Below are 12,344 nucleotides of genomic sequence, written 5' to 3'. Positions count from 1 at the left end.
TCGGGCTCCGCCCGGCCGCCTCGGGGTCAGCCAGGATCAGTTGAGAATCAGTAGCGCCGGGTATTCATGCAGGTTGGCCGAGGTCACCTGCGCCAGCGAACGCATGACGCTGACCGGATCACTGAGCCGATAGTTACCGGTTACCCGCATGCTGTCCAACGGACCACTGGCGTTGATGATCCAGCCCGGATAGTAGCGCCGCAGCTCGGCCAGCACCTCGCCGAGCGGCTGGTCATCAAACACCAGGCGGCCTTGCACCCAGGCCAGCTGGTTGGCGGCGTTGCCGCGTACACGATTGCCGGCACCCTGCTGATCAATGCAAATGCTGTCGCCGGCGCTCAAATGAATACGCGCCCCGCTGTTGCGCGCATGCACCTCGACCTGCCCGTGGGCAACACTGACCTCGGTGGCGTCATCCAGGTAGCGCACGGCAAAGGCGGTGCCCAGCACCGAAATCTGCACCGGCCCGGCGTTGACCTCAAAGGGCCGCGCGCTGTCGCGTGCCACGTCAAAATAGGCCTCGCCGCGCAGCAGGTTCGCGGTGCGCTTGCGCCCGTCGATATCGCTGGAAAACGCGCTGTCGGTATTGAGCACCACCTGCGAGCCGTCGGCCAGATCAAGGCTTTGCCGCTGACCGACTGCCGTCACGTGATCGGCGCGCCAGTCGAGCAGCAGGTTGCTCTGCATCAGCACACCCAGCGCCAGCAGCACCGAGGCGGCCAGCGCCAGCGCGCCAGCCCAGCGTCGCCGCGGCGCGGGCGTGGTGCGGGCCTCCAGCTGCGCCGCCGCATCCACCAGGGCTGACGACTGCCAACAGGCGCGGGCATGCTCAAAGGCCGCCCGGTGCGCAGCCGACTCGGCCAGCCAGGCATCAAAGCGCGCCAGACACTCGGCGTCGGCGTCTTCCAGCGCCAGCAGCCAGTCCAGCGCCTGGCTCTGCAGCGACTCGCCGTCGGCAGGGTGGGTAGTGGGCTCGGTCATCGGCCGGCTCTCGTCATCACGGGTGTTCATTCTGGCTTATGCGGTGAACGAGCGAAAGCGGCTCATGGCGTGGGCGTGAGTCGCTCGATCAGCGTCACGCACAGCGCCATGATCAATTTCAGCTCCTTTTGCACCGTGCTGGGCGATACCCCCAACTCGGCGGCAATATCGCCTGCGCTCATGCCATGCAGGCGGCTGAGCACAAATATCCGCTGCTGACGGGCACTCAGTTGATCCAGCGCGCTGCCCAGATGCTGCAGCAGGCGCGCAGCGTGCAGGCTGTCTTCGCTGGAGGAAGCCGGCGCGGCCACTGCCTCGACCACCTCATGGGGCACGTCGTCGAGCATGGTGCGCGACTGCATGCGTTCACGGCGCAGGTGGTCCAACGCCAGATTACGGCCAGTCTGAAAAAGAAAGGGTTCAAGGTGATCAATCGGCTTGTCACGCACCGTGCGCGCCACCCGCAGATACGTCTCCTGCACCAGCTCCTCGGCGATGCTGGTGTTCTTGACGATTTTCAGCAAGGTGCGCAGCAGCGAGGTGCGCTGGCTGATAAAGACGCTGTCTAGATTGGAACTGTTCACTGGCAAGCCCGATTTGCCGACTTCACTTGCAAATGATAATTGCTTTTAATACGAACAGCCAGAGGCTTGCGGGATTGACCGGCACATACGTAAACTGCGACTCATTCTCAAAAAGAAAGCACCGCACCCTGCGCATGAGCCATTCCAGCGATCCCCTTTCCAGCGTCTATCGCGGCCATCACAGCTGGTTGCGCGCCTGGCTGCAGCGCCAGACCGGCTGCCGTGAGACCGCTGCCGACCGACATCGCTCGCCCCACCCTGCAGCGGCTGCACAGCCAGGACCGGCGCAAGACTCTCAAGGTACTGTCGCTACTGGCCCTGGGCGTACCCTTGACCGCCTTGACCGCATCACAGTTGCCCTGGGGCGCTTTATCGAGGAACAGCCATGAGACAGCTACTGCTGCAGGCGGCTGCGCGCGTGCTGATACTCGGCCAGCGCCGACTCATACTGCGCGGCCAGCGACGGGCAGTCGATGCTGGCGGGCCAGCCCTGCCGGCCGGCACGCTGACTGGCAAGCAGGACCTCGTCCAGCGACATGCTGGCCGGAAAGGCATCGTTGTAGATCCACTCGAACACCGCGCGCCGGCCATTGAGCTGCTCAATGCCCTGCTCCAGCGCAGACAGCAGTTCGCTCTCGTCACGGCATTCGACCAATGCCGCGCCCGAGGGCCGCGCGTGCGCCGGCAGTGCAAGCAGCGCCCACGCCAGACATATCCAGACTAACCTTGCCAACCCCATATCACCCCACGTCCTGATCCGTGCTGTCAGCTCCTCTGGCAGCCGGGCACCAGAGCCTCCGTGACTCCGCAGCAGAATATAGTCGCAGGCTCAAGCTGAGCGTGGATATTCCTGCCGAAGACTGTCCAGCGCCCCAGCAGGATCGCACGGGATTCTGTCTCTTCAGGCCTACAGGTGAGAGAAGCTGTCCTTGCTCATCAGCACATCCAGCCGGTGCACCCGGGCGGCGTCGGCCAAAATCGCATTCATTCGCTCCCGGTCCCTGAAGATGTCGCCGCCGCCACCCTCAACGTGGGCCTGTCTGCCCGCAATATCGGGAAACGCCTCAAAGATGCCGAACACCCGCTGGGAAAAGCGCACCGCAAACCAGGGGCCAGTGCCCGGTTCATCTTCAACACAGGCGCGAATGTCGCGCAGCATCTGCAGCACTTCCTCCTCGCGCCCCGGTTTGGCCTCGATATGAATGTAAAAGGCTTTACGCCCTTCATCGCCCGACTCTCCAATCTGCCGGACACCAACATGGGGTCCTTCAATCGCCGCTAGTGGTGCGGTTGGCCCGGGTACGGACGCGTCGTTCATCTGCTTGTCATGCATAGGTCACCTCCTGTCGTGGAGATTCCACTCTAGCCATGGGCGCGTGCAGCAGATGCCCAAAGCACCGGCAAACATGCCTGATAATCCAGGTGGCTTTACCCGAAACTCAGCGCCAGCGCAGAATGAGTACATGAACAAAGCCCTCGTCGACGCCACCCGCCACTTCTGCCAAAGGCACGCCAACAGCGGCCCGCTGATCAGCACACCGGTGCCGGGGCTGGTGCTGCTGCGCAGAACCTCGCCGGCAGCAGTCGATCACGCAATCGTCCAGCCACTGCTGTGTCTGGTCCTGGAGGGCAGCAAAGAAGTCGACATTGATCAGCGCACCGAGCGCTACAACGCCGGCGACTTCATGCTGGTGGCCCGCAATACGCCGACACTGACACGCATCGCCGGCGCCAGCGTCGCGGCACCTTATATGTCCATCGCGCTGGACCTGAATATCGGCCTGCTGGGTGAGTTGATCGAGCTGCACGACAGTGCGCCAGTAAGCCCGCCGCAGGACACCCGCGCTCCGCTGCTCGATGCCATGCGTAGACTGATCAGCCTGCTCGATGATCCCACTTCACTGGCCGCGCTAGGCACCGGCCTGCTGCGCGAAATCCACCATTGGCTGCTGCTGGGCCCCGAAGGCCCGCAACTGCACGAGCTGGCTCAGTCAGACGGTCACGCGCTGCGTATCGCCCGCGCGGTCAAGTTGTTGCGCAGCGATTACCGCAACCCGCTGTCGGTCAGCACCCTGGCCGCCACCGCCGGCATGAGCCGTTCGGCCTTTCATCTGCACTTTCGCGCCTACACGTCTCTGACGCCGCTGCAATTTCAGAAGCACCTGCGCCTGATCGACGCCCGCAACCAGATGCTGGGCCGCGGCAAGAGCATCAGCGCCGCCGCCTTCGCGGTCGGTTATGAAAGCGCCTCGCAGTTCAGCCGTGAGTACAGCCGACTGTTCGGCCTGTCGCCGGCGCAGGACAGAAAGGCCAACCCGAGCTAAGCGGCCACAATCGCCGCCGCCTGACGCCAAGCGCTCTAGAACAACGCCCTCAGGTTCTGCCAACCGGCACACAAAGTAGCCCGACTTTACCCAGTGGCAGGAACCACCACCCTGCGCTACGCCTCTAACCCGCCAGATGCAGATCCAGCACGCTCTGTTCAACGGGCGCCAGCCGACGGCACTTTTGGCCTGGATACGCAAACTCAACGCCTTGTGGAGAGCCAGCCCGGACCATGAACAGACGATACCTGCGGCAAGGCGCCGCCGCGCTCGCCGGCGCCATACTGCTGCCCACCTTCGCACTCGCCGCAAACGAGCCGCAGCCGTTCAGTTACGATGCCCTGGTAGAGCGCGCCCGCAGCATGGCCAGCACCCCCTACCAGGCGCCCGCGCTGCCCGCCCCCGAGGTCGTCCAGCAGATTGACTACGCACGGCACGGCGAGCTCGTCTTCGACACCCAGCGTGCGCCCTTCTCCGGCCAGCCTGACACCGAGGCAACCGAGGGCTACCCGCTGGTGTTCTTCCCGCTGGGCAAGTACGCGCCCAAGGGCGTACACATGTTCATGGTCAATCAGGGCGAAGCCGTCGAGATCCCCTACTCGGCCGACTTCTTCAACATGCCGGCGGACAATCCCGCCCGTGAGCTGCCTGCCGATGCCGGCTTCGCCGGCTTTCGTCTGCAGGAGTGGCACACGGCTGAGGACTGGGTAAAACAGGACTGGGTCGCGTTTCAGGGCGCCTCCTACTTCCGCTCCATCGGCGCCGATGGGCAGTACGGCCAGTCAGCCCGCGGTATCGCGATTGACCCTGCCGTCGCCGGCCAGCCGGAAGAGTTTCCGGACTTCACCGAGTTCTATATCGAGCAGCAAGGCGATGCCACGCCCGACACACCGGTCACCGTCCACGCCCTGCTCAATGGGCCCAGCGTGACCGGCGCCTATCACTTCACGATGACCCGCGGCCCGGACCGCAGCGCGCCTGTAGTCATGGACGTTGAGGCGCGGATTTTCCTGCGCGAAGACGTTGATCGGCTTGGCCTGCTGCCGCTGACCTCCATGTTCTGGTTTGGCGAATACGGCGCAGAGCGCCTCAAGGACTGGCGCCCGGAAGTACACGATTCCGACGGACTCGCGCTGTGGACCGGTTCCGGCGAGCGCATCTGGCGGCCGCTGAACAACCCCGACGCCACCCGCGTATCCGCCTTTGCCGATGAAAACCCCAAGGGCTTTGGCCTGATGCAGCGCGACCGCAACTTCGACCATTACCAGGACGGGGTCTTCTACGACCGCCGTCCCAGCGTCTGGGTCGAGCCGCTCAAACCGCTGGGCAAAGGCAGCGTACAACTGCTGGAAATCCCCACCGACGATGAAATCCACGACAACATCGGCGCTTTCTGGGTCCCGGACGGCAAGGCCAGCAAGGGCAGCGAATATGACCTCCACTACCGCCTGCACTGGCAGGATCTGAGCCCGGTACCGGCCACCAACATCGCCCAGACCATCGCCACCCGCATCGGCCGCGGCGGCCAACCCGGCCACGAGCGTCCCGACAACGTCTATAACTTCACGGTCGAATTTGATCGCCCTGAGGTCATGCAGCAGATTCCTTACGGCGTCTTTCCCGAGGTCAAAGTCAGCACCAGCGCCGGCATCGTCAGCCGCACCTTCGCCCGCCCGGTACCCAACGGCAACGTCTGGCGTGCCAGCTTCGACCTGGAGCTGGAGCCCGATCAGGTCGCCGACCTGCGCATGTACATGGAACTGGACGGCAAGCCGCTGACCGAAACCTGGCTTTATCAGTTCAAGCCCGAGTGGGCCATCGGCAAGGTGCAGTAAGCACGTCTGCGACCGCATACAAAAAAGGGTCTTCACGGAATTCCGGGGTAGCTGCTCTTGATCTTCACAAAGAAGGAGCCACTATCCCGCCAGCCCCGGGGCAGAGACGGGCGCCCAGAGCGTCTTCAGCTCGGCCTTGAACAAATACACGACTATCAGCGACTGACTTTCTACCGACAAGTCCTGCAGGTGCAGGCGCTGTTCTTCACGCTTGAGGTTCTCGGGGCTACGCAGCAGAGGCCAGCGTACCTGCTTGATGACCTTGCGCGCAGGTTTGTCGTAGATGGTTTTGCTCGCACGAACATCATTAATCCAATCGGTGTTCTTGCTTGTATCTTTACCGGAATTCCGCGGCGAAACAGAAAAAGGCGGCCCTCTACTCGAAACACGGTTCGACCATTACCAACATCCCCCAAAACACCTTCATGACCAGCGCAGCGAGGACTGACAGGCCAGTCGATGGCCTTGCGGCTAATGTGTTTCCGCGCGACGCATACCCGCCGTTTGTTGCCATGTTCGTAGCGAAACCCGCGGCCGTTTGTACATCGGACTTATGATGCAACCCGGCCTAGGCGATATTCGCCGCGTCTTCGCCCGCCAGAGCGGCAAACCTGCTGGCTTGTTTAGCAACAACGCTGCCGGGGCATGCCCGACTTGCAAAGGTCGCGGTGTCGTCCGCACTGATCTGGCCTTTCTGGACACCGTTGAATCGGTGTGCGAAGTGTGCGGCGGCTCGAGTTATAACGCTGAGGCCCGTGCTGTTCGGGTCAAAGGGTACCCCATCGATCAGGTTATGCGCATGCGTGCGCCCGATGTTCGACGGCTGTTTGATGGCAACCCAGAGATCAGGGAAACGATGGCACGAATGGAGCAGGTGGGATTGGGATACCTGCAGATAGGACAGCGCCTTTCGACCTTATCAGGGGGGGAGCGGCAGCGGCTGAAGCTGGCAAAGGAACTCGGCCTCAGTGGCCAGATATACGTGTTTGATGAGCCCACATCGGGTCTTCCCACTCAGGACATAGAGCGCCTGATACAGCTACTCGGCACCCTCGTCGAGCAAGGGATCACACTCATCATCGTCGAACACAATCTGGATATGATCGCAGCCGCTGACCATGTCATTGAAATGGGACCGGGCGCAGGGAAATACGGTGGCCACATCATTTATCAGGGGGGACCTGCAGGTCTGCAGACAGAACCAAAATCCGTGATCGGCCCGTTTCTTTGTGCGTATTTAAAAAGCCAGCCCTCACACTCCGTCTGCCTTGCCTGACTCGTGAATAGTGGTTTGTAAGCGCCAGCGCCTTGGGCGAGCGCTTACAAACCCGTTTGGCCATTCATGCGCACCTGTTGCTGTAAGGACGCTTACGCTGCATTGCAGGCGCTCAACAGCCATTGGCTTGACTACGGAGAAAGCGGTCTTGTTCTTGCTGCCGCCTCGCTTCTTGGTGCATTCACAAATTCGCCGCTGTTGCGGCGTGGTAGCAGCGCTTACGCTTGGTCCTTACCCGGCATAGCCATGCGGGCTGCACTCTACAACCGGGCAATAGCTGCAGCGACCGGGTAGTTGCGTGCTGACGAAAGGATTAGTCTGTCGCTAGACAGCTAGCCATGACAACGGGATGAGATGAACGGAATCGTGAACGATTTTCTGCTGAGTAACCAGCAGGCTCTGCACTTGGGGATCGCCCTGCTGCTGGGTGCTGTGATCGGCATTCAGCGGGGCTGGCAGGCACGCAACAGAAAGGCGGGCGAGCGCATTGCCGGCGTTCGCACCTTTGCCCTGGTGGGACTGTTTGGGGGCATCAGCGCCTTGCTGGCAGAGGAGATAACCATCTGGGTGCTGCCGGCAGCGATGCTGTCGCTGACGGCCATTACCCTGGTGGCTTTCAATCACCAGGCGCGCCAGCAAAACACCTTCAGCATCACCAACCTGATTTGCCTGCTGCTGACCTTCAGTTACGGCGCGGTAACGATTGCCATCTCACCCGCGCTGGCGGCGGCCGCCGCCGTCATCACCGCAATCATTCTCGACAATCGCGAGGAGATTCACGGCCTGCTCAACCGCCTGCAGGAAAAAGAGCTGGATGCCGGCCTGAAACTGCTGCTGATTACCGTGGTTATGTTGCCACTGCTGCCCAACAGAGGGTTCGGGCCTGGCGAAGCGCTGAATCCGTACAACATTTGGATCATGGTGGTGCTGATCGCCATGATCTCGTTCATCGGCTACTTTGCCGTCCGTGTTGCTGGGACTGCCAAAGGTATTCTGTTCACCAGCCTGTTTGCCGGACTCAGCTCTTCCACCGCGCTGACCCTGCACTATGCCAAGGCGTCACGTTCGGCCGACGAGCTGAGCCCGCAGCTGGCTGCAGGCATTCTCATTGCCTGTGGCACCATGTTCCCGCGCATTCTGGTGTATTGCACGCTGCTGAATCAGGCACTGCTGCCCGTTCTGCTGGGGCCGGTACTGATCACCGTACTGTTTATTTATATCCCTGCCCTGCTGATCTGGTATCAGCATCGAGACACACTCACCACGGAGCAGCCCACACTTAACAAGAACCCGCTGGATCTCAGTTCGGCGCTGATGTTCGGCGCGCTATTGACGGCGATTCTGCTGCTAGCCGAACTACTCACGCAATGGCTGGGCGACAAGGGCGTACTGATGTTGTCGGTGGTATCCGGCCTTGTAGATGTAGACGCGATCACCCTGGCCATCGCCCGTTTGTCTCTGGGTTCACTGGATCAGGAAACCGCGGTCATCGCCATACTGCTGGCGGCCCTCAGTAACAGCCTGATCAAGGCAGCGATGGCACTGATATTCGGCACCCGCAGCCTGGGGCTCAGGGTGGCCATTCCAATGGTCATCGCCGTCGGCGCGGGGGTACTGGCCGCCTGGCTGCAGTCAGTCATGAGCTGAAGCGGGCGAACTGGCAGCGGCCCAGGCGGGCAAGGTCGGTTGAGCGTGCTGGATATGGCGTCATGCGAGCAAAAGAAAACCCCTGGCTGCCATAACAACCAGGGGTTTGCTCCGTACGCTCATATACAGGCCATTATCCCAATAGAAACAATGACCTATATAAAGCGACTTACTCCCACTCAATCGTCGCCGGCGGCTTGCTCGAGACGTCGTAGGTGACGCGTGAGATGCCGTCGATTTCGTTAATGATGCGGTTGGAGACCTTCTCCAGCAGCTCGTACGGCAGGTGCGCCCAGCGGGCGGTCATGAAGTCGATGGTTTCTACCGCACGCAGGGCAACGACCCAGGCGTAGCGACGACCGTCACCGACCACACCGACCGACTTGACCGGCTGGAACACCACGAAGGCCTGGCTGGTCTTGTGGTACCAGTCAAAGTTGTGCAGCTCCTGAATGAAGATGTGATCCGCCAGACGCAGCAGGTCGGCGTATTCCTTCTTCACTTCACCCAAGATACGCACGCCCAGACCCGGACCCGGGAACGGGTGACGGTAGACCATGTCGTAGGGCAGGCCCAGTTCCAGACCGATCTTGCGGACTTCATCCTTAAACAGTTCGCGCAGCGGCTCGACCAGTTCAAAGGCCATGTCGTCAGGCAGGCCGCCGACGTTATGGTGCGACTTGATCACGTGGGCCTTGCCGGTCTTTGCACCGGCCGACTCGATCACGTCAGGGTAGATGGTGCCCTGGGCGAGGAATTTCACATCCTTGAGCTTGGTTGCTTCGGTATCGAACACCTCGATAAAGGTGCGACCAATCACCTTACGCTTCTCTTCCGGGTCGGACACGCCGGCCAGACGGCCGAGGAACAGGTCTTCGGCATCAACACGGATGACCTTGACGCCCATGTTCTCGGCGAACATGGCCATGACCTGATCACCTTCCTGATGACGCAGCAGACCGTTGTCGACAAACACGCAGGTCAACTGGTCACCGATGGCCTTGTGCAGCAGCGCCGCCACGACAGAGGAGTCCACACCACCGGACAGACCCAGCAGCACCTTGGAGTCCCCTACCTGAGCGCGGACGGTAGCGATGGCATCTTCCACGATGTTGGCCGGCGTCCACAGCGCTTCACAGCCACAGATATCCAGCACGAAGCGCGAGAGGATACGACCGCCCTGTTTGGTGTGGGTGACTTCCGGGTGGAACTGCACGCCGTAGTAGCCGCGCTCATCGTCCGCCATGGCCGCAATCGGGCAGCTTGGCGTGCTGGCCAGTACGTGAAAACCTTCCGGGATGGCACTGACCTTGTCGCCGTGGCTCATCCAGACATCCAGCGCCAGCACACCATCGGCGTCGACGTGGTCTTCGATACCGTCGAGCAGGCGGGCCTTGCCGACCACATCCACACGAGCATAACCAAACTCGCGCAGATTGGAGCCTTCCACCTTGCCGCCCAGCTGGTCGGCCATGGTCTGCATGCCATAGCAGATACCGAACAGCGGTACGTTCAGATCAAATACCGCCTGCGGCGCACGCGGGCTGTCAGCCGCGTGTACCGACTCCGGGCCACCGGCCAGGATGATGCCGCGCGGCGCGAAGGCGTTGATGTCCTCGGCGCTCATGTCCCAGGGATGGATCTCGCAGTAAACGCCAATCTCACGGACCCGGCGGGCGATCAACTGGGTGTACTGGGAACCGAAGTCCAGAATCAGGATGCGGTGCGCATGGATATCTTGCAGGGACATGGAATTTCCTCAGAAAAAGTAAGCTACAAGCGCCAAGCCGCAAGCTACAAGTACAGGCCGTACTGCTTGCAGCTTGAGGCTTTCAGCTTGCCGCTGGCGGGTTGAGCTGCGCTCAACCTACCCGATAGTTCGGTGCTTCCTTGGTGATCTGTACGTCATGGACGTGCGATTCACTCATACCGGCGCCGGTAATGCGAACAAACTCGGGCTGGGTGCGCATCTCGTCGATGGAGCTGGAGCCGGTGTAGCCCATCGAGGCACGCAGCCCACCCATCAGTTGATGGATGATCGCAGCCAGTGCGCCCTTATACGGCACGCGGCCTTCGATCCCTTCCGGTACCAGTTTCTCGGCGCCAGCGCTGGAATCCTGGAAGTAGCGGTCAGCCGAGCCGCCGCCGGAGTTGGCCATGGCGCCCAGCGAGCCCATGCCACGATAAGCCTTGTAGGAACGGCCCTGGAACAGCTCGACCTCGCCCGGTGCTTCTTCAGTACCGGCAAACATGGAGCCCATCATCACAACGGATGCGCCAGCGGCGATGGCCTTGGCCAGGTCACCGGAGAAGCGGATGCCGCCGTCCGCGATCAGCGGTACGCCGGTGCCTTCCAGCGCAGCAGCCACATCAGCGATGGCAGAGATTTGCGGTACGCCAACACCGGCAACGATACGGGTGGTGCAGATGGAGCCGGGGCCGATACCGACCTTGACCGCATCAGCGCCGGCCTCGGCCAGTGCCTTGGCGGCGGCACCGGTGGCGATGTTGCCGCCGATGACCTGGATATGCGGGAAGGTCTGCTTGACCCAGCTGACGCGATCAATCACGCCCTTGGAGTGGCCGTGCGCGGTATCCACGATGATCACGTCAACGCCGGCAGCAGCCAGCGCTTCAACCCGGGCAGGCGTCTCGGGGCCGGTGCCGACCGCGGCGCCAACCAGCAGGCGGCCTTGGTCGTCTTTGGCCGCATTCGGGTAGGCGCGGGCCTTTTCGATGTCCTTGACGGTCATCATGCCCTGCAGGCGGAAGGCATCGTCAACGATCAGGACTTTTTCAATGCGGTGGATGTGCAGCAGCTGGCGTACTTCGGTGGCTGCAACCCCCTCCTTGACCGTGACCAGCTTCTCTTTCGGCGTCATGACCTCGCTGATCAGCGCGTTCATGCGGGTTTCGAAGCGGATGTCACGGGCGGTGACGATGCCGACCAGATCGCCGTTGGACAGCACCGGCACACCGGAGATGTTGTTCTGACTGGTCAGCTCGATCAGGTCGGCAACCGTGGCGCTGGCATCGATGGTGATCGGGTCGCGCACCACGCCAGACTCGAATTTCTTGACCTTGCGTACTTCGGCGGCCTGCTGCTCGACGGTCATGTTCTTGTGGATGATGCCCATGCCACCTTCCTGCGCCATGGCAATCGCCAGACGAGCTTCGGTGACGGTGTCCATGGCAGCGGACAGCAGCGGGATGTTCAGTTCGATACGACGGGTCAGACGGGTCTTGAGACTCACGTCCTTGGGCAGGACCTCGGAGTATCCGGGCACCAGGAGAACGTCATCAAAGGTAAGTGCTTCTTGGCGAATACGCAGCATAGCAGGCTCCCGAGCGGGAAAAATGGAAGCGCGCCATTATACCTGTCAGCCCGGTTGCACTCAATTGGCTTGAGCACTCTAAATGCCAGAATACGCAAGGCGTGGCGGCAAGGGAAGCACTGATCAATTCCACACGCCCTCTGCGAGTGCTCAAGCGTGTAGCTGCAAGGCGCGATGTGCAGCCAATAGTGGTTCTATTGGCAAGCAGCGCAACGCAGCAGATGCATGCTTGAGCGCTCGCCGGAGGCTCTGGCAAGCGGCTGAGCGCGCAGACGCAGGCGTCTTTACAAGGCAAAAAACCGGCAAGCAGACGCAATTGTCATAAAACAAATGCGCACGGTTAACGCGGCAGCGACAATGCG

Annotated in this window: 11 protein-coding genes; 4 read left to right on the top strand and 7 right to left on the bottom strand. The window is 61.6% G+C overall.

Annotated features, from left to right (window positions below):
- Window positions 1–36: 36 nt before the first annotated feature.
- The 4 genes from CNQ84_RS05860 to CNQ84_RS05840 form a co-directional block, all read right to left on the bottom strand.
- Window positions 37–1,011: a FecR family protein gene (locus tag CNQ84_RS05860; protein WP_342745750.1), complete on the bottom strand. Its 975-nt coding sequence runs from the start codon at window positions 1,009–1,011 to the stop codon at window positions 37–39.
- Between the two features lie 32 nt (window positions 1,012–1,043).
- Entirely contained in the window at window positions 1,044–1,565 is a 522-nt protein-coding gene (locus CNQ84_RS05855) for an RNA polymerase sigma factor (RefSeq protein WP_096004044.1), read from the bottom strand.
- 394 nt (window positions 1,566–1,959) lie between these two features.
- Complete coding sequence (locus CNQ84_RS05845) at window positions 1,960–2,304, bottom strand: hypothetical protein (RefSeq protein WP_133065867.1); 345 nt, start codon at window positions 2,302–2,304, stop codon at window positions 1,960–1,962.
- Window positions 2,305–2,472: 168 nt separating this feature from the next.
- Entirely contained in the window at window positions 2,473–2,898 is a 426-nt protein-coding gene (locus tag CNQ84_RS05840) for a putative quinol monooxygenase (protein ID WP_217350056.1), read from the bottom strand.
- A gap of 130 nt (window positions 2,899–3,028) precedes the next feature.
- Between CNQ84_RS05840 and CNQ84_RS05835 the strand changes: the two genes are divergently transcribed.
- Window positions 3,029–3,889 (top strand): AraC family transcriptional regulator, encoded by an 861-nt coding sequence (locus CNQ84_RS05835; protein ID WP_096003963.1) that lies wholly within the window; start codon window positions 3,029–3,031, stop codon window positions 3,887–3,889.
- Window positions 3,890–4,122: 233 nt separating this feature from the next.
- Complete coding sequence (locus tag CNQ84_RS05830) at window positions 4,123–5,724, top strand: OpgD/OpgG family glucan biosynthesis protein (protein WP_096003962.1); 1,602 nt, start codon at window positions 4,123–4,125, stop codon at window positions 5,722–5,724.
- A gap of 81 nt (window positions 5,725–5,805) precedes the next feature.
- Here CNQ84_RS05830 and CNQ84_RS20325 read toward each other — a convergent pair whose 3' ends face one another.
- Entirely contained in the window at window positions 5,806–6,009 is a 204-nt protein-coding gene (locus tag CNQ84_RS20325) for a DesA/ISL3 alpha bundle tail domain-containing protein (protein WP_281254811.1), read from the bottom strand.
- Between the two features lie 268 nt (window positions 6,010–6,277).
- Between CNQ84_RS20325 and CNQ84_RS05825 the strand changes: the two genes are divergently transcribed.
- Window positions 6,278–7,000: an ATP-binding cassette domain-containing protein gene (locus tag CNQ84_RS05825; RefSeq protein WP_096003961.1), complete on the top strand. Its 723-nt coding sequence runs from the start codon at window positions 6,278–6,280 to the stop codon at window positions 6,998–7,000.
- 366 nt (window positions 7,001–7,366) lie between these two features.
- Entirely contained in the window at window positions 7,367–8,647 is a 1,281-nt protein-coding gene (locus CNQ84_RS05820; RefSeq protein WP_217350055.1) for an MgtC/SapB family protein, read from the top strand.
- A gap of 169 nt (window positions 8,648–8,816) precedes the next feature.
- On the opposite strand, the gene guaA is transcribed toward CNQ84_RS05820, so the two are convergent.
- Together guaA and guaB are read right to left on the bottom strand one after the other, a co-directional pair.
- Window positions 8,817–10,397, bottom strand: coding sequence for a glutamine-hydrolyzing GMP synthase (gene guaA / locus CNQ84_RS05815; protein WP_096003959.1), 1,581 nt, complete (start codon window positions 10,395–10,397; stop codon window positions 8,817–8,819).
- A gap of 112 nt (window positions 10,398–10,509) precedes the next feature.
- Complete coding sequence (gene guaB, locus CNQ84_RS05810) at window positions 10,510–11,982, bottom strand: IMP dehydrogenase (protein WP_096003958.1); 1,473 nt, start codon at window positions 11,980–11,982, stop codon at window positions 10,510–10,512.
- Window positions 11,983–12,344: the final 362 nt, after the last annotated feature.

The organism is Pseudomonas abyssi (assembly GCF_002307495.1).
Classification (GTDB): domain Bacteria; phylum Pseudomonadota; class Gammaproteobacteria; order Pseudomonadales; family Pseudomonadaceae; genus Halopseudomonas; species Halopseudomonas abyssi.
This window is presented reverse-complemented; position numbering and strand designations above follow the sequence as displayed.